Annotated in this window: 17 protein-coding genes; 11 read left to right on the forward strand and 6 right to left on the reverse strand. The window is 38.7% G+C overall.

The genetic code is table 11. From position 1 onward, the window contains the following. Positions 1-60 precede the first annotated feature (60 nt). The 4 genes from FW778_RS17365 to FW778_RS17380 all read left to right on the forward strand — a co-directional run bounded on the left by FW778_RS17365 (position 61) and on the right by FW778_RS17380 (position 10,338). Positions 61-3,462 (forward strand): SusC/RagA family TonB-linked outer membrane protein, encoded by a 3,402-nt coding sequence (locus tag FW778_RS17365; RefSeq protein ID WP_202552329.1) that lies wholly within the window; start codon positions 61-63, stop codon positions 3,460-3,462. A gap of 40 nt (positions 3,463-3,502) precedes the next feature. Continuing rightward, positions 3,503-5,200 carry a SusD/RagB family nutrient-binding outer membrane lipoprotein gene (locus tag FW778_RS17370; protein WP_150416122.1) on the forward strand — a complete coding sequence of 566 codons (1,698 nt, stop codon included), beginning with the start codon at positions 3,503-3,505 and terminating at the stop codon, positions 5,198-5,200. Between the two features lie 84 nt (positions 5,201-5,284). Next, positions 5,285-8,569: a SusC/RagA family TonB-linked outer membrane protein gene (locus FW778_RS17375; RefSeq protein ID WP_150416123.1), complete on the forward strand. Its 3,285-nt coding sequence runs from the start codon at positions 5,285-5,287 to the stop codon at positions 8,567-8,569. A gap of 17 nt (positions 8,570-8,586) precedes the next feature. Then, positions 8,587-10,338 (forward strand): SusD/RagB family nutrient-binding outer membrane lipoprotein, encoded by a 1,752-nt coding sequence (locus tag FW778_RS17380; RefSeq protein WP_150416124.1) that lies wholly within the window; start codon positions 8,587-8,589, stop codon positions 10,336-10,338. A gap of 138 nt (positions 10,339-10,476) precedes the next feature. Here FW778_RS17380 and FW778_RS17385 read toward each other — a convergent pair whose 3' ends face one another. Then, positions 10,477-10,857, reverse strand: coding sequence for a hypothetical protein (locus tag FW778_RS17385; protein ID WP_150416125.1), 381 nt, complete (start codon positions 10,855-10,857; stop codon positions 10,477-10,479). Positions 10,858-10,986: 129 nt separating this feature from the next. On the opposite strand from FW778_RS17385, the gene FW778_RS17390 reads away from it, so the two are divergent. Together FW778_RS17390 and FW778_RS17395 are read left to right on the forward strand one after the other, a co-directional pair. After that, the gene (locus FW778_RS17390) at positions 10,987-11,826 is read left to right on the forward strand and encodes a universal stress protein (RefSeq protein WP_150416126.1); all 840 of its coding nucleotides are present in this window, start codon (positions 10,987-10,989) and stop codon (positions 11,824-11,826) included. Between the two features lie 299 nt (positions 11,827-12,125). Beyond that, positions 12,126-12,506, forward strand: a complete 381-nt coding sequence (locus FW778_RS17395; protein ID WP_150416127.1) for a hypothetical protein — start codon at positions 12,126-12,128, stop codon at positions 12,504-12,506. Between the two features lie 26 nt (positions 12,507-12,532). Here FW778_RS17395 and FW778_RS17400 read toward each other — a convergent pair whose 3' ends face one another. After that, a complete protein-coding gene (locus FW778_RS17400) occupies positions 12,533-14,686 on the reverse strand; it encodes a xanthine dehydrogenase family protein molybdopterin-binding subunit (protein ID WP_150416128.1) in 2,154 nt (717 codons plus the stop codon). Between the two features lie 244 nt (positions 14,687-14,930). Here FW778_RS17400 and FW778_RS17405 point away from each other — a divergent pair, with 244 nt between their 5' ends. From FW778_RS17405 to FW778_RS17425, 5 genes are all read left to right on the forward strand, one after another. Next, on the forward strand, positions 14,931-15,389 hold the full coding sequence (locus FW778_RS17405; RefSeq protein ID WP_150416129.1) for a (2Fe-2S)-binding protein: 459 nt from the start codon (positions 14,931-14,933) through the stop codon (positions 15,387-15,389). Positions 15,390-15,475: 86 nt separating this feature from the next. Beyond that, complete coding sequence (locus FW778_RS17410) at positions 15,476-17,647, forward strand: xanthine dehydrogenase family protein molybdopterin-binding subunit (protein WP_150416130.1); 2,172 nt, start codon at positions 15,476-15,478, stop codon at positions 17,645-17,647. A 57-nt stretch (positions 17,648-17,704) separates the two neighbouring features. Continuing rightward, positions 17,705-18,112, forward strand: coding sequence for a c-type cytochrome (locus tag FW778_RS17415; protein WP_150416131.1), 408 nt, complete (start codon positions 17,705-17,707; stop codon positions 18,110-18,112). A gap of 391 nt (positions 18,113-18,503) precedes the next feature. Then, positions 18,504-19,055: a hypothetical protein gene (locus tag FW778_RS17420; RefSeq protein WP_150416132.1), complete on the forward strand. Its 552-nt coding sequence runs from the start codon at positions 18,504-18,506 to the stop codon at positions 19,053-19,055. Positions 19,056-19,666: 611 nt separating this feature from the next. After that, positions 19,667-22,174 (forward strand): alpha-L-rhamnosidase-related protein, encoded by a 2,508-nt coding sequence (locus FW778_RS17425; RefSeq protein WP_150416133.1) that lies wholly within the window; start codon positions 19,667-19,669, stop codon positions 22,172-22,174. A 233-nt stretch (positions 22,175-22,407) separates the two neighbouring features. Here the strand turns inward: FW778_RS17425 and FW778_RS17430 are convergent, their stop codons facing one another. The 4 genes from FW778_RS17430 to FW778_RS23250 form a co-directional block, all read right to left on the reverse strand. Next, on the reverse strand, positions 22,408-24,084 hold the full coding sequence (locus FW778_RS17430) for an N-acyl-D-amino-acid deacylase family protein (protein ID WP_150416134.1): 1,677 nt from the start codon (positions 24,082-24,084) through the stop codon (positions 22,408-22,410). A 126-nt stretch (positions 24,085-24,210) separates the two neighbouring features. Beyond that, positions 24,211-25,446 (reverse strand): TlpA disulfide reductase family protein, encoded by a 1,236-nt coding sequence (locus FW778_RS17435; RefSeq protein ID WP_150416135.1) that lies wholly within the window; start codon positions 25,444-25,446, stop codon positions 24,211-24,213. 285 nt (positions 25,447-25,731) lie between these two features. Beyond that, entirely contained in the window at positions 25,732-26,490 is a 759-nt protein-coding gene (locus tag FW778_RS17440) for a hypothetical protein (RefSeq protein WP_150416136.1), read from the reverse strand. 215 nt (positions 26,491-26,705) lie between these two features. Beyond that, the gene (locus FW778_RS23250) at positions 26,706-26,861 is read right to left on the reverse strand and encodes a hypothetical protein (RefSeq protein ID WP_202552330.1); all 156 of its coding nucleotides are present in this window, start codon (positions 26,859-26,861) and stop codon (positions 26,706-26,708) included. Positions 26,862-26,989: the final 128 nt, after the last annotated feature.

A 26,989-nucleotide genomic window follows, 5' to 3' on the forward strand; every position in this document is an offset into this window, starting at 1 on the left:
CCATCTCTCATGTCAAAGCTTTTTTATCTCCTAACATTATTAAAATTTCAAACTAAAAAAATGCAACAACTTTCAAAGCGACTGCTCTTATTCGTATCGATATTATTTTGCGCAGCAATTGCTTTTGCGCAGCAAAAACAGGTTACAGGAACCGTAAAAGACAGCGGGGGTAATCCGGTTGTAAAAGCTTCTTTGGTTGTGAAAGGCTCAAAGTCGGGTACTTCAACTGATAAAAACGGATATTTTAGTATTCCCGTGAATGGGCCCGAATCGATACTGGAAATAAGCTCAATTGGTTTTACTACTAAAGAAATTATAGTAGGGCAAAGTAGCACTTTAAATGTTATTCTGGAAAGTGCTACAGGGGCTATGCAGGAAGTGGTAGTAACGGCATTGGGTATTTCCAAACAGAAAAGAGAACTTGGATATTCTATTACAGAAGTAAAAGGAGACGATTTAGCGAAAACGAATGAGGTTAACCCGGTTAACGCATTGCAGGGAAGAGTAGCAGGCGTTCAGATTGACCAGGGTGCCGGCGGCTTATTTGGAAATTCGAAGATTCTTATTCGGGGTAATTCTACACTTGGCACTAATAACCAGCCCATATTTGTAATAGACGGAGTTATTATGGATAATGATATTTTTAATGGAACAGGCCGCGATTTTGGTAACGATCTCAAAGATCTTAACATGGATAATTTCGAATCAGTATCCGTTCTTAAAGGTTCGGCAGCGGCGGCTTTATATGGTACAAGGGCTATCAATGGCGTGGTACTTATCACCACCAAAAAAGGATCGGCAAGAAAGGGAATTGGCGTTACCGTAAATGAGGCCTATAGTTTTTCGAAGCCTTATTCCGGGCCTGATTTTCAAAATGAATATGGTGGTGGCAGTGTAGGAGCCTTTTTTACTGACACCCGCGATCCAAATTATCTATCCGATGGCTGGACGACAAAAATTTTTCCAACAGATCCCATTACAGGAAAGCCTTACATTGATAGGCAGATTGGAAGGGAATTGGAGAATTGGGGGCCAAAAATGGAGGGACAGGATGTAATTAACTACGATGGCACTATAACAAAATACCTTCCACAACCAAATAATTTTTTGCAGGCTTTTCAAACTGGCATGGGTAACAATGTGAATGTTGCGATGGATGGTGGCACAGATAAATCAACTTTCCGGGTGTCTTATAATCACAATGATGCAGTAGGAGTTGTAAGAAATAATAAATTGATAAAGGATGCATTTGATCTGCGGGCTACTCACAACTTTAATAAATCCATTAGCGTAGATGCAAGCGTGGCATATTCCAGCTTTAATGGAAAAAATCCACCCCGTTTGGGTGGCTTAGATGCTTTCGGTTCATTCAACATCGGCCACATGTACACCTGGGTTTTACCACGTAATTATGATACCAGGTATTGGATGCAAAAAGATAAATACACCAGTATTCTTGGAGGTGTGCCTGATCCAAATAATCCGGCTGAACCTAATAAAGTGCCGGAAGCCCGATACTGGTTTGCACTTTATAATGATAATTATGTGCAGAATGAACAATTGGTAAGAGGAAGAATTGCTTTCACTTTTAAATTAACTGATTGGGCGAAATTTGTACTCGAAGGCAACTTTAACAATATTTATACTAAATCGGAAAACTCCGAATTGGGCCAGGGGATTAATTTTTCCGGAGGCTCATATAGCCTCGGCTTTAACAATAAACAAAGTAATCTCTTAAAAGCTATGTTATTGCTAAATAAAGATATTAATAAAGACATCAGCATTAATGGATATATAGGGGTGGAATCGCAGAAGAATAAAGATGATTACGAACTCAGTTCTACCTCAGGTGGCTTAAATTATCCCGGAGGCTTTTTTATTGCCAATTCTGTTAATCCACAAACAACTACTGGCGGTGTTCTAAGCAGAAAGAATTTTAATTCAGTATATGCCAGTGCCGACTTATCCTATAGAAATATGCTTTACCTGCAGGGAACTTTCCGCGGCGACTGGTCATCTGCTCTTACTTATAGCAATGGTAGTGGTAATAATTTTTATAATTATCCGGCAGCAAGCTTATCATGGATATTTACAGAAACATTTAAAAATTTACCATCATGGGTAAGTTATGGTAAACTAAGAGGAAATATAGCCGCGCTGGGCGGAGATACAGATCCTTTTAATCTTAATCCGGGATATGCTTTTAATGGATTCACTCTGGCAAACGGAGGCAATGTTCCTATTTCTACTTATAATTCAAACACTGTATTACAGGCAAACATAAAACCTGTAAGAAAAATCTCTAAAGAGGCTGGAGTAGAAATGCGTTTCCTCAATAGCAGGTTAGGTTTTGATTTGAGTCTTTACCAGGATAATACCAAGAACCAAATTTTAAATATAGGAACTCCAATTGAATCTGGCGTTGGCTCTATTCTAATTAATGCCGGCAACATCCAAAATAAAGGAATTGAGTTATCTATTGATGGCACACCCGTAAAAACACAATATTTTACATGGAATTCATCCCTTACCTATTCAAGAAATAGAAATTTAATCGTTGACTTATATCCGGGCAGAACTGAATTTGACCTGGGTGCAAACATTGCTGAAATAAGCACATGGGCGGTTGTAGGCAAGTCATACGGAACATTGCGCTCTCAAATTAATTCAACAAAATTTCAAGCTAAGGACGGAAGTGGAAACAATATTGCTGATCCGAGAAATGGCCTACCTATTTTGGCCTGGCGTAGTGATGCAAGAGCCGGCTTTCCTGCAAGAAGTAACCAGTGGCAGGATGTTGGCGATATCAACGCTAAATTCCGGGGTGGCTGGATAAACACTTTTACTTATAAGAATATTAGCCTGAATGTATTAATTGATACCAAAATAGGCGGGGATTTTGTGATGGCCTCATACCGGTTTGGTACACATACGGGAGCATTAGCCAATACTCTTACGGGCCGAGATGCAAGCCATGGAGGTATTAGCTGGACTAGCAAATATAACGGAGTAAGCTATGATGATGGCATGATTCCTGACGGCGTATTTGCAGCAGGGCAAAAAATCACCCAACCTGATGGATCAAAAGTAGATGTAAGTGGCTTAACCTATAAAGAAGCCTATGATAAAGGATATGTGGAACCTACGCATACGCCTCAGTTCTTTTATCGCTATGGTTCCTCTTCTACCGGAGTTTCTGATTATTGGATCAAGAAAAACTCATGGGTATCGCTACGCCAGGTAGCACTAAGCTATAGATTTCCTAAAAGCATATATGAAAAGGTGAAACTAAATGGATTGTCTGTTTCTGCAATCGGGCGTGATTTACTATATATATACAAGACATTACCGCTAAATTTTAATCCGGAATCTAATAATTCTAATAATACTGCATATTCAGGGGAAAATGGGTTTCTTCCCATGATTCGTTCTTTTACATTTTCGATAAGAGCATCATTTTAAAAATTAAAAAGATTTTATATCAAAAAATAATTATTCAATTATGAAAAAAATACTATCACAACATAAAGTCCTTGCAGTATTAATTATCTGTATTGTAGGCATCAGTTCTTGTAAAAAAGATTTTGGTTCCATTAATACTAATCCAAGTATCGTTACTACGCCTGATGTTAAGTTTCTTTTTTCTTATTCAGAAAACCAACTTGCAACCTACAAAGGAACTGAATGGGTATGGGAAAGTATGGAACAACTATGGAGATTTACGCAGCATATTACATCCGACCCGTATGAATTAAGCAATAACGTGAACACCAGATATAACGCATTTTATACCTCAATCCTGCCTAATCTTTTTGAGATCAGGCGACAAATAAGCAATAAATCAGATAAAGATGCTTATCAAAAAATGGCTTCTGTTACTTATATATTACAAATATTGCAGGGAATTAAAGTAACAGATATGAATGGATCCATTCCTTACACACAAACCCAGCAAGGAAGGTATGCCAGTAACTATAGCCCTGTATATGATACCCAATCAACGTTGTTTGATACTTGGCTAAAAGAATTAAATGATGCAATAGTAGTTTTGGAAAATAATTCTTTACCTGCGCAGCAAACCTATGGACCATCTGATATTTATTATAAAAGCGACTGGACCAAATGGGTAATGTTAGCCAACACTTTAAAACTACGTATTGCTGCCAGGCTTGAAAACCAGGATAAAGCGAAGACACAAGCCATCTTTCAGGAAGTGATGAAAGACGTGATAGGGCCAATAAGCAATGATGATGCACAGTTGTCTTATACAAGTACTGACTTTTTACCTTTCGGTACTTCAGGAGACATTGATTATAGGTCACCCCGTTATGCATCTGCATCAATTATAAAATTTTTAAAAGCTTCCAACGATCCAAGATTGCCGATATACTTTGAGCAAAATGGTTTACAGGGAAGTTTTAGAGACACGCTCAACAAGTATGCTGTTACACTTCCATCATTTATTAATATTAATGACCCTCTGATTATGTATCAAGGGGGCCCGGCTGATTGGACAACTGATCCTACCTATGCATCATATATTAAAAATCCATTCCAGGTAAGTCTTGCTTCCAAATACTTTCTGATCTCTCACATTAACCGTAAATTCTTTTCACCCAGATATAATGGGAACACGAGCGGACAATTTACGGACGTAATGGTAACTAATGCGGAATCATGTTTATTAGTAGCCGAATTTATTCAGAAAGGATATGCTGGTGGAGTAAATACAAATGGAACTGCAGAAGATTGGTATAATAAAGGAATTAGTTCTTCGATAAAAACTATGAATAATATTGCTATCGCAGCTGGTTCCACTACGGGCTTTAATGGCGATGGATCTACAGAAATTGCTGCTTATCTGGCTAACCCGGAGGTAAAATTTAATGGTAACAATAATTTGGAAAGGATTTACATACAAGAATACCTAAATCTATACCGTAATCCACCTGAAGCCTTTGTATTTTGCCGAAGAACAGGCTACCCGAAATATTCATCCACTTACTATGCAAGAGAAACATTTAATGAAGTTATACCAAGACGCTGGTGGACTAAGGATCCAGGTGAAGTGAATAGAGCCAATTGGTCAAGCGCCTTGCAGGAAGAAGGGTTTACTCCATTGGCCCAGGATGCGCCAACCTTAAATAAGGAAAGAGTTTGGTACGATAAAAACGCACCAGATTTTGGAAAAGGAAATTAATTTTTTGAAAATTCCTTCGATCAACCTCCGTTATTATGCGTTTAAATAATTACAAAAAATAAACTACACTAAAAGATAAATCAAATGAAACAGCTTCCCAAAAAACTGCTTTTGGTTTTAACGCTATTCTTTAGCGCAACAATCGTTTTTGCCCAGCAACGGCAAATAACAGGAACAGTAAAGGACAACGATGGTAATCCCTTGTCGAATGTATCATACTTAATCAAGGGAACTAAAATCGGTGGTATTACAGATGCGACCGGGCATTTCAGCATAAAAGCTGACAGGAGTGCAACGTTGGTATTTAGCTCCGTAGGTTTTTCTACTAAAGAAATAAAGGTAGGCAACCAAAGCAAGGTAGCAGTTAATCTGGCTTCATCGGAAGGAGAGCTAAACGAGGTAGTGGTTACTGCGTTGGGGATTAAACGGGAACGGCGTTCTATCGGGTACGCCGTAAGCACCATTAAAGCAGAAGAGTTAACTAAGGCTGGATCCACTATGAATCCATTCCTTGCTTTGTATGGTAAGGCTGCAGGCGTGGGCGTAAACACAGGGGCTGCTGGGCCAATGGGTGGTTTGAAAATTAATATAAGAGGTGCAGCGAGTTTAAATCCTAACCAGAATACAAGACCTTTATTTGTAGTGGATGGGGTAATCATTTCTGACAGGACAACCTCTATTGGCGGTTCTACCGGAGCAGGGTACGACTATGGATCAAACATTAATGATATTAATTCGGAAGATATCGCCTCCATTGATATTTTAAAAGGTGCCAAAGCAACAGTATTATATGGCACGGACGCTGCCAATGGTGTTGTACTGATTACGACTAAAAGTGGCCGTAATGCCAAGGGCTTGGGAATGACCGGATTTTTTCAATATAGCATAGAAAAACCAAAGTCTTATCTAGATTTGCAAAATGAGTATGGACTGGGAAATAATATTTACGATACCTCTTATACTACCTTGAACGGAAAAACTGTAAGGGCGATCCCTAACAGGCGATATAGTTTCGGCCCAAAATTCGATGGTGCTGATGTAATGTTTTATGATAGCTCAATAGTGAAAAACAGCCCGCATAACAGCTATGATGATCTTTTCAGAACAGGAAGTTCTTATACATCCAATGTGGCTATTTCAGGCAGCAGCGATAAAGGAAGCCTCAGAGCATCTTATACTAACTATGCTTATAACGACATTACAAGCCCTAATGCCTGGCAAAAGCGGAATACATTTAGTTTTAATGGAAATATTAAGGCTTCCAAATTTGCGAGTTTCGATCTCATCTCAAATGTGTATAATATCGTTTCTCAGAACAGAAGAGAGAATAATGCTGGCAGTATTGCCTGGGGTTTTCCGGATGACTACGATTATAATCAAATGTATAATTTATACAGAGATAGAACTGGTTACAAAAGAGATCTTACCAATTATGGAGTGCCCACTGCAGGCGTAGATATTGGGAATTACTTATGGGATCTTAATAAAAACCGCGTTAAGGATGACAAGTTTCACATTATAACTTCTGCAAAAACTACACTGAATTTCACCAAACACGTATTTTTTGTTGGCCAGTTCGGCCTTGACTATGATAATACCAATTATAGCAGCGAAATCAGTGTGGACAGAATATTGCCTACCGTAAGTGGCGGAGGTTTCAGCATTAAAAAAGAAAATAATACTATCCAGACCTACCAGGGGCTATTAAACTACGACAACAGTTTTATGAATGATAATTTCCGGGTATCAGGCTTTGGCGGTTTTATATATAGGTTGCGCACTTCTGAGTCGCTGGGCAGTAATACAATTGGCGGATTAAATTTTCCGGGATGGTATTCGTTTAATAACCAGGCAGGCACACCAAGCGCGGGTAACGCTTATCTGTTAAGAAGCTACTCAAGAGGAAGCGATGTATTATATAGTGCTGTTGCATCAGCCACTTTATCCTGGAAAAATGAATTTTACATGGACCTGCAGGGAAGACAGGACTGGAATTCAACTTTACCTCCTCAGAATAACAAATATTTTTTCCCGGGAGCTTCTTTAACGTGGAATTATACTGACCGGTTTTCCGTTCCTAAAATGAACAGCGGGCAGCTAAGATTTTCGTGGGCTGATGTAGGAAACGGAACAACAAGGTATTTTGCCAACAATCAATATGGTCTAGGTTATATTTCCGGAACAGGGGCACAAGCTGTAGTGGTAACCCCTCCAGGTAATCTTTTACCAGGAGCATTAAAACCTGAAAGAAAAAGAGAATTTGAAATAGGAATTAATAATAGTTTTTTTGCGGGGAACCGACTCACTTTTGATCTATCTTATTATACAAATAACCGTTACAACCAAATCATATCGCTTCCTATTTCTCAAACTTCGAGTTCCGGCGGATTGTTGATTAATGTGGCTAATATGAGAACATATGGTTTTGAGTTTTCAGTAACAGGAACGCCAATTCTTACTAAAAATATAAGATGGGATGTTACCGTAAATGGCGCCCGCCAGGGGTCTAAAGTTTTAGACCTTTATGGAGATCTTAAAGAATACACTTATGCAAACCTTATTAACGGAAGCTCTGCAAGCATAAGAGCCGATTTGAACAGGCCATTTGGAGATATAAAAATGAATGACTATACGAAGGATGATAAGGGTGAAAGAGTAGTAAATGCCAATGGAGTTTACACACTTAATGCGGACCCTACCCAGATGAAAGTATTTGGAAATATAATGCCCAAATTGCTAGGTGGGGTACTATCAGATTTCCGGTATAAAAATATTACATTTCGCGTAGCTCTTGATTACAAATATGGCGGTACTGTATTTTCTTATACCAATGAAAGAATGTACGGTTTGGGCGAATTGCAAAATACTCTGAAATACAGAGATGAAGCGCACGGAGGCTTGTCCTATTACATTGATAACAGTGGTGCAAAGGTTGCCTGGCAGAGCAATCAGCCCGCGCCTGCACAGTCCGCTGATGGTCACGTATATCACGATGGCGTAATTTTACCAGGTGTTATGCTCAATGCTGATGGCAAGTACGTAACCAATACTAAGATTGCATCTGCTTCAGATTATTATCTTACTTATATTAATGACCTTTCAACTTCTTTTCCACCGGACAATCTGTTTAAAAATGATTATATAAAGGTGCGGGAAATTGCACTGTCTTATCAGTTGCCACAGAAGCTTGCAAACAAAATAAAAATGCAGGCGTTAAGCATTACAGCAGCAGCCCGTAACTTATTTTACATATATAAAACAATTCCAAATATAGATGTTGAGTCAGCGCTTGGTGCGGATAGTTATGTTGAAAATACCATTTTCCCCGGCCAGCAAACATTTTCGCTGGGAGTAAATTTATCATTTTAACCAAAAAAATTTAAGAAATGAAACGTTTCATCTTTTATATCAGCCTGATAGCTGCATCGGTCTTCAGTTCTTGCAAAAAAGACCTTAAAGATCGGTTTTACAATCCTGATCAGTTAAGTGAAGGAGTTACCGACATTGTTCCGGGATTATTTACCTCATCCATCAGCACAAATAAAATATTTGTACAGGATTATGGCGAATGGTATTATTTGCTAAATGGAGGAACCAGCATTACGGGGTTTGAACAGATTGCCGAGCGGTATATTTCCTATCGTTACGATTGGTTTGCCACTTACGATGATCTTACTACGGGTAACGGTTTTGATGATTTTCCTATTACAAGCCAGGGCTATTTTCAATCAAGCTATACTCGTTTAAAAACATGGGAAACAATTCGTAATGAAGTAAACAATCGCAGCGGCCAGGATAAGCTGGATGCCAACGTGTATTTTAAACTAGTTACACTTGTTAAGGATTATCAAAGTGCCAAACTTGTGGATCTTTTTAATTCCATCCCCTACTTTTATGCCTTTCAGGGAAGTAATGGCGATAATAAGAATTGGTATCCGCCGTATGATGATCCCAAAGAAATTTACAAATCAATAATTACTGATCTTGGAGACCTTACTGATTCATTAACTATTGCATATAATCTCATGTCGCCAACAGCTAAACAAATACTTGCACAGCAGGATTTGGTTTTTAAAGGTGATATCAGCAAATGGACACAGTTTGCCAATGCTACCAGGTTGAAATTATTGGTACGTATTGCAGGCGTGGATGCGGGTTATGCTAAGCCATTGATACAGGAAACGCTAACCAAGCCCCTTCCTCAGACGGATCTTAGTTTCCAGATGTGGTTTGATACCGATCAAAAAAGTGCCGGCGGGTTTTGGATGCGTGGTCTTTATGAGAATACTTACGCATCTTTCATCCCGAATATTATAATGAAGAGATTGAATTACGGCACTTCGGCTTATGAACCGGGGACAGATGACCCCAGGCTTCCTGTTTTGGCAATGCCTACAAAATATAATGATTACCGGGGCGTCACTTATAATGTTGATACGCAAACTCCCATCTATAATAGTGGTGACAAATATTATCCTTACGCAGATAACCTGCCTGCAAGCCTTTCTACAAATGCTAAATCAATGTATAATTTTGCCACGTTTACACGTAATGGCAAAATGCCTGTTTACATGTTTTCACGGACTGAACTGGATTTGCTTCTTGCGGAAATAGAGATGAAAGGCTTAGCTACAACAGGTGAGGCAGCAGAAGATCATATTAAAGATGCTGTTATTCATTCAATAAATTACTGGTACAATATTAACGGGAACAGCGATTTTAAAGATGACCCCGATGCACAAGGCGCAGCAGCTCCCTTGTATCCAGCTAAACCAAGTGACGTGGCTATTGCTAATTGGGGAGATACAATCAAAGCTAAATTTATGGCAGCAGCTTCTGTTGATGATAAAATGGAAATTTTAATGCAGCAAAAGTTCATTCATCTGAATCTTATGCAGCCTTATGAGTTGTGGACTGAACTCAGAAGAACCGGCCACCCAAAGCTAGAACCATTTACCTGGCATGGCGCTTTGTCGAAACCATTTCCTGAAAGGGTTCGCTATCCGTCTGAGGAACAGACAAACAATCCGACTAACTTATCGAAAGTTTCAGCTGATAATAATTTAACTTCCAAAATATTTTGGGTGCCCGCAGACAGAAACCCGAATCTGTATTGGGATGATTACAATTATAAGTAATTAAAAAGAACAACATAATTTGAAAATGAAGCCGTCTCTTAATAAAATGGGGCGGTTTTTTTATTTTTTACTTGAATAGACTTATAAGCGCAGCCGGAGTGAAGAAAGTCAAAGAGGCTGGATTGGGTGAAAATTTAATTACTTAGGTTCTTCATTCGTATGATCTTTTAAATTTTCAACAAGCTGTGTTTTGGAGGTAACTTCTATTTGCGGTATGTTTTTAAACATTTCTATCTTACCCGTAACACATACTTCAGCGCCTTTATAATATTCTTCAGGCTTATTAAATTCTTTCCTTGCACGTGCTCTTATGACAATAGTTAAAGGAGCATTCGGGTAATAGGCGCCTGCATTTAATAAGGTAAGTGTATCTCTTTCGAAAAATTTCCCTCCAAAAATTTTTGTACATATTCTCACCGTTTCACCAACGTGATTTTTTGCGTCTTCCACTTTTATTTCTTTTTGGGCATAAGAACCAAACGCACTTAAACAAAAGACTATTATTAAAATATTTTTCATAAAGGAAAGGTAGGATTATATGATACACGCCGGTGATACGAGGGTGATATTTATCACTTGCATGACAAACTGCTGTCATTATTAATACCGGGTGTTGCTTATAATTTTATGACTAGAAAATGAACGACCATGAAAACAATAATAGTTGCGACTAACTATTCTATAGAGTCAAATAATGCAATGAAATATGCCGCCGAAATAGCAAAGAGCACTAACTCAACACTGGTACTTTTTAACTCATTCGAGCCTTCAGTGCACACTTTGAACACGCTGCCAAGGAGTTCTTCTTTGCAGGAATTATCATTAGACAATCGTAACCGCCTAAAAGATATCGCTGTCGAATTATCTAACGAATGTTCTATTAACGTCGAATACTTAACAAGAACAACAAACTTAATAGCGGAACTTGACTACCAGGTAAAACGTTTGAAGGCGGACATGGTGGTCATGGGGATGAAGTCGACCGAAACTGAATTGAGGCCGGGTAACACAACAACCCATTTTATCCATCATGCGCAATATCCGATACTTGCTGTGCCTGGGGAAGCTGCTTTTAATGGAATCTCGAAAATCCTGTTTGCATTTAATCCTTCCGGCAATAATGAAGAAAATAAGCTGCAAGTTCTGATGGATCTTGCCGGTATTTTTAATGCACAGATACAGGTTTGCCATATTGAAAAAATAATACAACCTGTAATAAAGGATAGCGACTATTCAACTACTGTTTCTGCGGGCCTTGAAAAGGCTCTCAATGAAACTAATCATTCTTATAAAGAAATAGCAGCAAACGATGTATTCAAGGGAATAGAAGAAGCAATAGAAAACTGGCAACCGGATTTGTTAGTAATGGTTCCTCATAAATATGGACTATGGGGAAGTTTTTGGCATAAGAGCACAACAATTAATATGGCAAAGCGAACGCATATTCCTCTTCTAACGCTGCCAAATACCGTCACAAATATCTCCTGATGAATCGAGAGAAACAAAAAATACTGTTTTTTTAAATAAATCCCCCACTACTCACAATTGATGATCGGGTTTGCGGGGATGACTGCTTTTAGTAAATAACGGTGACGATTAAACGCAACTACCGTGTCATGAGTTTACCATTTTATTTTATTGTGAAGGCATATGTTTTCAAGCAACAAGCCAGTTCCCGGCTTACATGCGAAGTAAATAAGAGCTTTTTTCAAAAAATTTCTTAAATTCATGGTTCTTTTTTAAATCTCCGTATCCTTTTTATTTCTTCACTTCTAAATTTTGTAAAAATGAACAAGAATCTTTTAAAAAAACTTTCAGGCTTTGCATTCCTGGGTATTTTCTTTTTATGTTTTCAATCATTCTTATTTAAAAATGGTGATCCGAAAACAGTAACCGGCGAAATCCTCGATATGAAATGTTATATGGCTTCCGGCGCTCATGGAGACAGCCACAAACAATGTGCAGCAACCTGTATAAAAGGCGGCTCGCCGATGGGCATTCTTACTGATGATGGTAAAGTTTATTTATTAATTGCAGACGAAAAAGATTCAGATCCTTATGACGATGCAAAAAAGTTTGCCGGAGAAAAGGTAACATTAACCGGTACCGTTTCAGAAAAAAATGGTGTGCAGGCAATAATTGTATCTGAAGTAAAAGCAAAAGTCTAAGCTGCGGGTATCCGCTTCGATTATTTTTATAATTCCTCCAATTTAAAGGGAAGCGCACGAATGCGTTTTTTCGTCAATTCAAATATAGCATTGGTCAATGCAGGTGCAACTGTGGGCAGTCCCGGTTCACCTGCACCCTCGGGCTGTTCACTACTTTCAATAACATGCACTTCAATTGCGGGGCTTTCTTCAATGCGTAGCATTTTATAAGTATTGAAATTTTGTTCAACCACTTTTCCTTTATCAATGGTTAATCCGCTTTTATACGTTGAGGTAAGTCCCATCACGATGCATCCTTCTGTTTGGGCTCTTATAATATCCGGATTAACAGGAGTGCCGCAATCAATAGCAGCTATAATTTTTGTTGGCACTATCTTTCCCTGTAATCTTTTCACTTCTGCAACCATTGCTACAAAAGCGCCTGAACGTTCAACGATCGCAACACCTTTACCGGTGTCTGTTTCACGCGGCGAATACCAGTTTGATTTTTCCGCAACTTTTTGCAACACTCCCGTGTATCTTTTGTGATTTTTAAGAAGTGATAGCCTGAAATCAATAGGATCTTTCTTAGCCGCATAAGCAAGCTCATCAATAAATGATTCATGGGCAAAACAATTGGTGGAATGATAAACAGAACGCCAGTAAGAAACGGGAATATAGAATTTACGTAACACCCCGTTGATTCTAAGATTGGGTATGGCATATTCTGTATTAATGCCGCCGGCGATCCCATCTGTTGGCTTTGAATTATTGCCGCTTTGATTTCGAATATCCTGACAGATAACCTTGTGTTCAAGCGAAACCAGGTTTCCATCTTTATTTATAGCACCCCTGCAAACATTAAGCGAGCACGCACGAAATGGCCCTTGTGTGAGATCATCTTCCCTGGTCCAGATTACTTTTACCGGCGTCCCCGTTTGTTTTGACAAGTCTGCAGCTTCTTCGACAACATCTGTCAATGACCGCCGTCCAAAAGCGCCTCCCATCAAGGTGTAATTAATCTTCACGCTATCCTGGGGAACCTTGTATTTTTTTGATAAAAAATCTTTCATACCATTCGGATTCTGTGTTGATCCCCAGAATTCACATGTATCCTTTTTTACTGATACGATAGCATTCATTGGCTCCATAGGTGCATGCGTTTGATAAGGAGTTTCATAAGAAGCTTCGATTTTAACCGGAGCATCATTAAATGTTTTGTCAAAATCTCCTTTTTGTTCAAATACTTCCGCAGGCTTACGGGATGCATCTATATAGTCATCTTTTATCTTTTGCGTTGTCCATGTTTCCAGGTCGCCATTGTCCCATTTAACTTCAAGCATTTTTCTTCCCTGTAAGGCAGCCCAGTAATTATCGGCTATAACTGCCAAGCCTACACGAACTTGTCCGAAAACTTCCCTTTGCGTTTTTAATACATATTTAACTCCTGTTACCGCTTTTGCTTTCGTATCATCAAAACTTATCAGCTTACCCAAAAGAACCGGGGATCGTTCAATGGAAGCATACAACATGCCGGGCACTTCAATATCAATTCCAAATTGTGCATCCCCGTTTAATTTAGCAGGAATGTCTCTCCTTGGAAGGGATTTGCCTATAATTTTAAAGTCTTTGGCCTGCTTCAATGTTGGATTATCGGGAGCCTTCAATTTTCTTGCGTCAGCTACCAAATCACCATAACTCAATTTGGCTCCCGTGCTTCGGTTAATGACCATAGCATTTTCAGCATAACATTTCTCTGCAGCAATATTCCATTTGCCGGCGGCAGCGATAATAAGCATTTCTTTTGCGGAAGCCCCTACTCTTCTCATCAGCTCGTAGTTGCGACGAATACTCTGACTCCCCACAACCATTTGGTCACCATACTTTCCTCTGTCGGCAGGCGATGGCATTATATTGATGTTTGCAATATCTACGTCGAGTTCTTCAGCGATGATCATAGGAATTGCCTCAAAGGTACCCTGTCCCATTTCAGGTCGATGATTGAGCAAAGTTATTTTTCCGTCTGTATCTATATAGATGAATGGGTTCAGTTCTGACTCTGCATTTCCATTTTCCAGGTCAAGATTTACAATTTTTGGCTCTTCTCCAAAAACCGACACGTAACCAAGTGCGAGACAGGTTCCCGACATTGCAGCTATTTTTAAAAATTTTCTCCTGGGAATTGCTGATGAGAATTTCATAACAAACAATTTTTAATTAGATGGATTTAAGATACAAAAAGCAGACTATAAAGTTAGATGATTCCTATGTGGAAACGACGTGCTTTTTATTAAGGCGGTAACTGAATGAAAAACTTTTTTATTATAGGGTGGCTCTTTCTAATAATGGTTTTTATATACTGATAAATAAAATAATCGATGTAATTTTAGTATCTTAAAGCACAGTTATTTCAAAAGAGAATTCTCACCTTTTAAATTTCTAATTATGCCAGAATATACTTTAAATGTGAACAACAAAAACTATAAAGTAGATGTAGACCAACAGATGCCTTTGTTATGGGTTATCAGGGATTTTGTAGGCTTGAAAGGAACCAAGTTTGGCTGCGGCATTTCCCAATGCGGAGCCTGCACCATTCATCTTGATGGCACTCCTGTTCGTGCGTGCAGGTTGCCGGTAACCGCTGCAGCAGGTAAAAAAATAACTACTATTGAAGGTATCTCCGAAAATATTGACCATGCTGTACAAAAAGCATGGATTGAAATGCAGGTACCTCAATGCGGCTATTGCCAGTCTGGGCAAATAATGAGCGCTGTAGCATTGCTAAAAAATAAACCTAAGCCTACTGATGCGGATATTGATGCGGCCATGCGTGGAAATCTCTGCCGCTGCGGAACCTACCAGCGAATACGCAGCGCCATTCATCGGGCAGCAGAATTAATTTAGCGGGATAACTGCATACATGCGTTCCCGTTATGTTAGGCTGCTGCGATTCATTTCTTTATTTTATTAACTTTTTCAACCTTACTATTATGGAAGAAACATTATCAAATATAAACCGACGCAACTTTTTAAAATTTACAGGCATTACCGGTGCAGGTTTAATTATCGGTCTTTCATTCAAAAGCAATAATGGCTTTGCTGAAATTGCTAAACCCGGTGATGATGCAGCATTATATGATTTAACACCATTTATAATGATTGAAAAAAGCGGAGCCATTACCATATTTAATCCCAGGCCGGAAATGGGACAGGGAACTTTTCAATCGATTCCATCGTTGATTGCCGAAGAACTGGAAGTGCCGTTAGATGGAGTCACCATTAAACAAACCGGCGGTCAAAAAATATTCGGTCGCGGGCAATTTGCAGGCGGCAGTAGTTCGGTACGCTCTGACTATTTTACTTTGAGAAAAGCAGGCGCTTCTGCCCGTGAAATGTTAGTAAAAGCAGCAAGTCAGCAATGGAAGGTGCCCGTAGAAGAATGTTATGCCGGTGATGCAAAGGTTTTTCATAAACCTTCTGGTAAAAGTATTGGGTATGGTGATCTTGCTGAAGCCGCTTCCAAATTGGAAGTACCTAAAGATCCCAAACTTAAAGACCCAAAAGATTTCAAATTATTAGGAAAGAAAACGATGCGCCCTGATATTCCGCTAAAATCATCCGGCAAAGCTGTATTTGGTATCGATGTGGAAGTGCCGGGTATGGTGTACGCATCTATCGAGCATTGCCCCGTTTTCGGTGCGAAGATGGTAAGTTATGATGATACTGCTGCAAAAAAAGTGAAAGGCGTATTGTCGGTAGAAACGTGTGACCGTATTTTTGGTAAATACAAGCACGAGGGTATTGCCGTAATTGCTGATAATTACTGGGCAGCTTACCAGGGACGCAAGGCTCTTTCGGTAAAGTGGGACTACCAGGGAAACGAGAACTTTAATTCAACAGAATATGATCAAAGTCTGCGTGACCTCGCTAAAAAGGAAGGAGTAGTTGATCATGAAAAAGGGAATTTTGACAAAGCATATAATGAAGCCGGTGTTAAGATCGATGCTTTTTATGAAACACCTATCGTTTCACACTCTCCTATTGAACCAATGAATTGCGTTGCAAGTTGGTACGATGATAATAAACTCGAGATCTGGGCTTCTACCCAGGTGCCGGGCGATCTTGCCAGCAGTTTGCCCAAAGGTCATGGCATACCCGAAGAAAATGTAAAAGTAAATGTATTGTTTAGCGGAGGCGCTTTTGGCCGGAGGTTATACAATGATGTTATTGATGAGGCAGTGCAACTCTCAAAGAAAATCAGGAAGCCGGTTAAAGTAATCTGGTCAAGAGAAGATGATACACAACTTGGCCCATTTCGCCCGATGACCTATTCAGCAATGAAGGGAGCGCTGTCTTCGGATGGAAAAGTAGTAGCTTTTCAGCATAAAGTAATTTCACCTTCTATCAACGCGTCTGAACATGAAAATTATGACAAAACAAAGCCGGACCGCACAATGACGGAAGGGATCAGCGAACAGAAGTATGACTTTCAAAACATGAAGAACATGTATGTAAATGCGGAATCTCATATTCCTTTTGCAGCTTGGCGTGCCGTAACAAGTACTACACTTGCATTTGCACATGAATGTTTTGTTGATGAACTGGCGGTAAAAGCAAATAAAAACCCGATGGAATTCCGTTTAGCAATGATTCCGCAAGATTCAGATACGGCAAATGTTTTACGCAAGCTCAAAGAAGTTTCCAATTGGGATAAAGCATTACCCAATGGCTGGGGCCGTGGTGTAGCACAATATGAATTTTTTGCCGGCCTTGCCGGGTATGTGGTAGAAGTATCCAAAAACGGAAACGGTATAAAAATTGAAAAGGCTTACGCAGTTATTGATCTTGGCACAGTGGTTAACCCCGACATGGTAAAAAACCAGGTGGAGGGTGCTGCTACAATGGCTTTATCAGCAGCCATTAAAAATGGAATTACATTTGATAAAGGGCATACTATTCAAACCAATTATAATAATAACCCCATTGTTCGCATTAATGAAATGCCTGTTGTTGAAGTACATATTCTTGCAAATGGAGGTCCGAAGATAAAAGGCGTTGGTGAGCCAGGTTTACCTCCTTTTGCGCCAGCATTATGCAATGCGGTTTTTGCTGCGACGGGTAAACGCATCAGGAGATTACCGTTTGATATTAATAATGTATAATTGTGAGTTGTAAAAGGTGAATACCAAATATAATTTGTACCTGAAATATTTGAAAACATGAAGAAAGTATGGATCCCCTTAGTTGTTACTTTAAGTATATTTTTTATTTGCACGGCTTTTTTCCAGGAGTATGATCTTAATAAAAGCATTGAGCGTGGTAAAGAAGTGTACTCCGCCAACTGTATGGATTGTCACATGGCAGAGGGAACTGATCCGCAGAATACTTATCCGCCGCTGGCGAAATCAGATTATTTAAAAAAATCTGCTGATACATTGATCAATATAATTCTTGAAGGACAAACCGGTGAAGTAATTGTAAATGGCCAAAAATACAATGACGATATGCAGCCGCAAAATTATTTGAGCGATGAACAAATTGCAGATGTATTAAATTATGTGCGAAATAGTTGGGGTAACAAATATCCTGCAATTACGCCTCCGCAAGTAAAAGCATTGCGTAAATAATCTTTTCCTTTCACAAATGGTTAACGGAGTCTAAAAGAATTGCGGCATTTCGCAATAAGTGTTAATGTGGTCAATCGGGTTTAATGAAACCGATTATCACAATTTTTTGTTCAGAATAACGTTCCGTTATGTATCATAAAATGACTCATCATTGGAATGGGTGGCAGGTTGAAATAACCTTTATACAATAGGAAGAAGAAAGTTTATAAAATTTCATGAATTTACGGGTAAACTTAGCCTTTATATAAGAGAATCTTAAAAAGAACCGGAATTATAATAATCTCAGCCATGCTGCAAGGTGCAATCTTTTTCAAAATCATTCCATTTGAATTATTTTAATTTTCGGAAATTAGCCTGAATTTACCTATTATAAACTAGCCTAAAAGAGAGTATGAAACGATTAATTTTAATTTCTTTAATAGGAGGATTAATATTCATTAATCTTTCATCCTGTAAAAAAGTACTTGCTGCTGTGTATGGCGGAACAGATGTTACAGTTCCTCAATTTCAATTGATCCTTCCACAGATTTACAGTGTTCCACCGGGCGAAATTCCCCTGGGAAGCTATTCTTATTACATCAACCTGGATAGCTCTGTAAGAGCCAGTACCGGCGGTGTTTTTGGAGCAAATGCGGTTAACTCCGTTAAAATAAAAAAAGTAACCATAAAAATTACTAACCCGGATGCGTACGATAATCTGGCCAATATTGATAGTGCACGGGTAACACTTCAATCGAGTTCAAACAATAATCCTCTACAACTTTTTACCATCGGCTTCCCCGCCACCTACGACGATACCTATGACTATACTACATCAAATAGCCCTGAATTATTACCTTATGTAAAAGGCAATATCATAATCTATAATGTGTTCGGCAAATTGAGAACACCTACTAATAAACCATTAGGGCTGACAGTTGACGTTACTTTAAGAGCTAACTAATGTGTAGGGAAATAGTGAGACCATTATAAAGACTATGATAACGATGTTCCGTTCCAACCATTGCAATTTTTTAGAAGCGGAAATTCTACAATTAAACCGTTTACCCAAATTATTTTTCACGAATAGTGAGAAGGAATTTTTAAAGCTTGTTAGATAAAATTGAAAGAGTTGTGTGTCATAGCGGATAATCGTGATTGTTATTGGGAACTATCATCCCTCTTACAAGAGGTCCTTGCATATTTTTTGGCAATTGAGCCAGGTAAAAAAACCTAAGTGCCGCTATATACCCACAGTGCTGACAAGACTCCTGCTGCTGCTACGATAATGCTTATAAAGATGTACTTTAAGCTCCTTTGTTTTTCTAATATATTCATAACTTAAATATCTTTTCAATAGTAGTATAACGAAAATGATGCCATTTTTATTTTATTCCAGGAATGAATTGTTCGTATAGAACGAATTTTACATCCTGGTATAAATTTGTTTAGGTAGTATAATAGTGCTGAACAACAGTGGCATACAGTACGAAATAATACAGATTATATTCAATTGAGCTTTTTATATTTTATTTTTGGTTTACTGTTTAAAAAATTCCCTTTTTAATAAATGCTATGATGAATAAAATATTGTTTCCGGTTATTGCTTTTGCTTTGTCATTTAATTTTTGTTATTCGCAATCATTCCAGTTAAAAAACGATCAACGGCTTCATGCCGTTACCTTCGGCAACAATAAAATAAAATTTGTGTTGAGCTACGACAATGAATGCAGGATTTCGAGTGTGCAGGTAAACGGTCAACAAGTGCTTGACAAGGCCACCGGAATTTATTCCGAAATAAAAACTGCAAATAAGACATTTTCTACTTTACACCTCGCTGCTTCCCCAGTTGTTTCTGTTACAGCCAACACAATAAACGTTGATGGTGTTAATTATGGCGATGATGAAATTAAAATACACGAAAACTGGAAATTCCAGGTGAGCGATACGGGAATAAAATTTATAATAACAAGAAATTGCTCCAAAGCTTTTGAAGCAGCATCTGTTTCTTTTCCCGCAATCGAATTCAATGATATCAATACATGGGAAGGTGCTTTCCAGGGCTTTGGCGGCATAGCATGGTTTTATTTATTTAATGAAAAACTTTGCACCTATGGTGTTCATACAAACGAAGCGTCTTTTTGGAATAGTAAAACAAATAAAGGGCTGAACATTTCGGTGGATGCGCCGGGCGAACAGGTGGCCATGAAATATACCCGCACCAATGATGATAAACTGGCATATAGCATCGCTATATCCACAAAAGAAATGGTACCCCGTTATGATTCCGGAACTCACCGCCGCCGCTTCATCCGAAAAAAAACAGATGTGTGGCAACCTTTCAAATTATTGGCCGGCACAACATCGCAGAGCATCAATTTTTCTTTTTTTGACTACGCAAAAAAGTATGGCCGCGGCGAATTCAAAGGTATTAATGGCAAACAGGTGACTGCTGTTTTAAATACGATTGCCCGAATGGGAGTGATAGACGCGAATCACTTTGGCGGTAACAGCTGGCATACGCCCTACGGGCCTATATGCCTGCATGAGCAATACATTGCACAATTGGGGCTTGGCATAAATGATCCCCATTATTTGGAGGGATATAAACAATGTCTTGATTTTTATCGTGATAATGCTATTAAACCTAACGGTCGCGTATGGCCGCGGTGGGCTTATACCAATGAAGATGCGATGCCGGGCCAATTTACTGATAAAGGTTTTTATGAGGCCCAATGGGGATACCTTATGGACTCCAACCCGGATTTTGTTACCAATGTTGCTGAACTATACGACCAGACAGGCGATAAAACCTGGGTTAAAAAACAACAAGCAGCTTGCGAAAAAGCTTTGGAATTTATTTTGAAAAGAGATACTAATGGAAATCATCTTGTTGAAATGATGAACGACAACCACACAGAAAAAAGAAGCAGCGACTGGATAGATATCATTTGGGCATCTTATGAAAATGCTTTTGTAAATGCAAAGTTGTACCACGCATTGACGCTATGGGCGGGCATTGAACAACAGTTGGGTAACACTCAAAAAGCATCTTACTATGCCGGCTATTCGAAAAAACTTAAAGCGAGCTTTAACAAAAGCATACATAACGGTGGCTTTTGGAATGATGACAAAGGTTATTACGATTACTGGAGAGATAAGGATAATTCCATACACGGCGATAACCTCGTGACGCCAGTGAATTTTATGGCCATTGCTTACGGGATTTGCGATGACTCTACCCGCCATAATTCAATTTTAGAAAAGATAGAAGCAGAGATGCAAAAGGAACATTTGTTCTTCTGGCCTATCAGTATGTTTCCTTATAAAAGGGATGAAGGATTAGATTACCAGTTTCCCTTTCCTTACTATGAAAATGGTGATATCTTTCTATCGTGGGGAAGTGTGGGTGTAAATGCCTATGCCTCCTGGAAGCCTGAGCTTGCTTTGCAATATGTAAAAAATATCCTGCGGCAGGACAGCATTGACGGTTTAGCGTTTCAACGTTATTCCCGCAAAAAACAAGATGGCCAGGGTGACGATATTCTTTCGGGAAACAGCCTTGCGGTTGTTGGCTTATACCAGGCTATCTACGGTTTCAATCCCTTATACAACAGGTTCTATTTAAACCCTCATCTTACAAAAGAACTTTCCGGTTCAAAATTGAATTATAATTACAGGGGACAGCGCTTAGTTATTGGTCTCGAGACGAATCTATACACCATATCAAACGGGCAATTCAGCGTGAGCGCAAAAAATGATTTTGGCTTTTTTTCAACCAACAATAGTGCGCTGTATTTTAATAATAAAAATGCTGAGTTTTCCTTAAAAGCAACTATAAGTAATAGGATGCATCTTAATCTCACTATCATTGAATGTAATAGCAGAACGTTGATTTGGAAACAGGATTCAAAGAATTCTACCGGCGATATAACCTATACCATTAATGATCTTAAACCCGGAAGCGTTTATTCAATTTATGTTGATAACATGTTGTTGAAAAAAGCTAAAAGTGATGCTAAAGGACGTCTATCGTTTGATGAAACGCTTAAGTTTAAGACTATAAAAATATTGCTGCAGTAAATTTGAAAAATTATTTATAAAGTAAACCATTGGACCATTCCTCATTTATTTTTTTTAATAGATATTATGTTCGGGAACAAATTCGATTTTACTTACAAATTATAGAAACAAATTTTAGTGTAGGCGCCACGGTTACATGCAGCGTATCATCGGATAAAGTTATTATCATTAAAATCGATTGATCGAACCTGTTTGACAACTGTATAACCAGGTTGTTTCATCGTCCGCACAATTTATTTTAATGAAGTGTAGCCCGGCCCTTTTAAAAACCTGCCAGGCATTGCACCTGTGTGATTATTATTTTTTAAAACTTGTATCCCATTTACAAAAACATCGCTCACTCCTGTTGCGTATTGATGCGGCTTATCATAAGTAGCATGATCCTGTACTGTATTAGCGTCAAAGATTACTACATCCGCATAGTAACCTGTTTTAAGCCCGCCACGTTTGTAAAGTTTCAAATGAGTAGCCGGAAGTTTTGCCAATTTATAAATGGCTTGTTGAAGATTCATCAATTTTTCATCACGGGTATATTTGCCTATTACCCTTGCAAAACATCCATAGGCGCGGGGATGTGCATTTGATTTCAGAAAAATACCCTCAGGTGTATAAGAAGGTTCATCACTCCCGAAACTTACCCAGGGCAATACCACTTGTTTCTTCACATTTTCTTCATTCATTAAAAAATAAGCAACGCCTACACGGGTACTGTCGTGGATGATAAGGTCCATCGCTGTTTCTTCAGGCGTTTTACCAAGCATCTTTGCAACTTCGGCTAATGTTTTGCCTGTATATTTTTTTAAAGAATCTTGCTTAAATGAAAGCAATAAAATATTGTCTGCGCCACCGGCGCCATAATATAAATTCTCCCAGTTTTGTACATCTTCATTCATCTCTTTAGCCATTTGCTTTCTTACTACGGGATCCTGCAAACGTTTCCGCAATTTTCCAAAACCTCCATCCTGTAATGTCGGTGGAAAACATGACGTTAGACCAGTTGCTGCCGCAGTATAGGTGTACATGTCTGCGGTAATATCCAAACCCTGCTTGCGTGCGCTTTCCACCATTTCAATTACACTATCCATCTTATTCCAATTGTTTTTACCGGCTGCTTTTAAATGGCAAATTTCAACCGGAATATGGGATTGTTTTGCAATCGTTATAATTTCGTTTATAGCTTCCGTTAGTTGATTCCCCTCACTGCGTATGTGACTTATATAGGTCCCGCCATATTTAGCCGCTTCTTTTGAAAGCTCAACGAGCTCACTTGTTTTTGCAAAGTTATCCGGGGCATAAATCAATGCACAGGTAACACCCAGCGCACCTTCCCGCATGGCAGTATCAATCAATATCTTCATGCTATCCAGTTGTTTGGCGGTAGGGGCTTTATTGTCTTCGCCAATTACATATTGACGAACAGTACCCAGCCCAACAAAAGAAGCAATATTGCAGGAAATTCCCTTGTGCTCCAGTGTATTCATATATTGGCCAAGCGTATTCCATGTTACGGGATATTTAATATCGGTCTCATTTTTTTGAAGTTGCTCTTTCATTTTGGCATTCAAAGGGCCGTAACTCATTTCATCAAATATTTCAGTTGTTACTCCTTGTCTTAAATCACTTTGAGCTCTGCCATCCTGGAAGAGACTTTCTTCAGAATGACCCATCATGTTAATAAATCCTGGTGCAACAGCTTTTCCATTGGCATCGATTTCATTTTTTCCATGAGCATTCGTCAGGCTACCAATAAACGCAATGGTATCCGCATTGATGCCTATATCGCCCTTGTAAGGATTTCCTCCACTCCCCTCATAGATTATTCCATTTCTTATAATCGTATCGTATTGCTGCGAATGGTTGCACGCAGTAATGGAAAGAGCAAGAAAAAACATACAGAATAAAAACCGCATAGCGTTGTATTTATTATTAATAATGAATTAAAATTGTAAAATAGGAATTAATTTGAGAAATATAGGAGTTCTCTTCGCTCCTCTCCTTCTCAATTTAGGAAGCTATATCATCAGTAAGGATAATCTTTATTCATTAAGCAGCCGGTCCACCGTTTCATAAAATTTATTTTTAGATGCTATATAATATTCACCACTGGCGGGGCCATAAAAGTTAGTATGTACCTCCCTTACATTTCCTTTCTTATCTATAAAAATAGTTGTGGGGAAAGACCTGATTGGAGTAAGCTGCGGCAAGGTTTTTTCAGTTTTATTTTCATCACCGGCAGTAACACCGGTAATAAGCATGGGATATTGTACATCAAATAATTTTTGAAATTTGGCCAAGCTTTTTTGGGACCGCGCAGCATCAGTAGTTAATTCATAGGCCAACGCAATTATCTCTACTCCTTTTGAACGATTTCTCTTGTAATAGCCAGACAAAAACTTTGTTTCATCAAGGCAATTAGCACACCAGCTTCCCATCAGCTGAATTACGACAACTTTATTTTTATACTTTTCGTCATTTATTGATACCGGAACACCTTGCAGGTTATTAAAAGTAAAATCCAGTTTTGATGCACCTTCACGTAACCGTGTTGGATCATCTATTTCGGGCAACGCAACAGAATTATTTTTTTGGGCAGTCCATGTTTCTTTAGCGATATAGCCATTATAAAAAATACCTCCCGAAATGGTATTCGCATCACTGATTTTAGCCTCAAACAGATGAACGTTGTCACCATCAAAAGCCGATAGAAAAAGCGAGTCGCCAGTGACAATTCCATCAAGGTAACGGTAATCCGCAGACGGAGTTAGAAAGCTCCCGGTAAGTTTATTTCCATTCTGCTCAAACACTGCAACGGCTTTGCGTTTCGAGCCATTGGCTCTTGTGATACTAACATCCCATTTACCTGATATATTATTTTTTGCTTCGCCGTAAACAGGGCTAAAACGATCAGGGATATTTGCATAACCGCTGAGTGGCCAGTATTGCGTGTTGCCTGATGTGCCTTTTAAATAAATTCCCTTCATATTGCCATTGCCCTGTAATTTTACCCTAAAGGACGATTCAAAGGCAGGCATTGTAAAGAACATCGAGTCTCCGGCTATCTTTACATCAGTAATTTTTATTCTCTCTGCTGCATTAATAACATATAAAACCATTTTGCCGTTTTCGTTCCCTCGTAACAATTGAAACACCACTTGTTTGCCATCTTTGCGCTCCAATGCCAGCCGCCAGTTATCAGGCAATGGTTGTTTAACCTGCGCTTCCGTAAACACAGAAATCAGCAGGCACATAAAAAATAGAATTCTTTGTTTCATTTGCTATAATTTCTGTTGCACAAGTTCGTGAAAGAAGATGTAAAATGAACTTGCAAAAAATACCGGTAAATAAAGTAAGGAAATATATACCGGCAATTACCGGAATAATATTAAGCCAGCGCTTTGAAATTAAAAAAATGAGATCGCTGCTTACTCCCAGTTCGAATAAGCTTGAACGTTATACAAAGTTTCACCGGCAAAAAAATCGCATGCCGGAATCAACTAATCGCATATAAAATAAGACAGGGCTTAGCCGTAATATGAACGGGACGCCAACGAAGAATTTTAATTATTACTAATAATAATCGTTTGAGAATGAAGCTCAGCAACTGCTCTCAGGAGCTTGCACCTTTTTAAAAACTCCTTCCACAGGTTATATAAGGTAGTAGACTGCTGGTTCAGTTTTGAATAATTATCTAATGTTGAGTCACAAAATTCCATCAGGGTTTCACGACGCTTCTCATACACGTTCCTGTAACTATGAAATTTTTCAAATTCATCTTCAAACGCTGCGATGTTGATGGTATTAATTTGCCAGTTTGCAGAATGAGCGACACGTATAGACGAAAATTTATCATATATAGCTTCGATGTCACCTTCATTTGCTTCATTATATTTCGTTATTTCTGTTGCAAGTTTTTGAAGCGTTTCATACACTTTTTTAATTTTCTCGCTATAGTTCACGAGTTCCTTTTCAGTTTGCATCTGGCTTTCTGCCAGTTTCTCCAAACTTGTTTCTTCAACGTCATAGCTCGCATCGCTCAGCTTATCAGCAAGAGAGCAGCTGTCATTAAATGTCGCCTCTGCCTTAGTTAATTCATCACGCAATGCATCTAACGTTTTATTTACCGGTAAAAATTCATTATACAGCTTATTGGCAGTTTGATACATTTCAAATTCAAAGTCATGTAGTCGTATATACGCAGCAAGAAACTCCTCGTCCTGTGCGGTAAAGGTAGTTTTACCGGGCTCGTACTCTATATCGATGTTCCTGGTTGGATGCCTGATTATCTCCTTTTTTACTTGTTCCTGCAATTGTTCCATATCGCAAATTTTTTATTTTTCGTGATAGTTTTAAAACGAGAAGATAATTTTTTTAGTATATAATTATTATACAAATCGTTTTATCAAATTTAATAGAATATCCGCTCGCTTGTACGTGTTAAACTTAACCTTCAACTCATTAAAATGAAGACGAAAGGTGAAACTTTTTATGGCAGCTACCGTTCCTTTTTTAGTTCAACTTTTTATAACAGGAATTAATAACCCCTGTAACTGCGGTTATTTACGCCATGATTATGGTAAGAACGACGGTCGCCCCGGTCGCCTTGTGAATAGCGGGAGCCATTACAGCCCGATAAAAATATAACAGATAACACAAGCACTATCGCGAGCAAACTAAGATTGTTTTTCATGCGGTTAGTTTTTAATAAAATAAATATGTCCGTGACGTTTCATTTAACGCAATTTCGCTGATTCATATTGCAAAAACTCTAATGGATATTTTTAAACGTCGTCGCCCTTTATCGGTTACGGTTCATTC

The sequence above is a fragment of the Ginsengibacter hankyongi genome, from assembly GCF_008710285.1.
GTDB lineage: Bacteria > Bacteroidota > Bacteroidia > Chitinophagales > Chitinophagaceae > Ginsengibacter > Ginsengibacter hankyongi.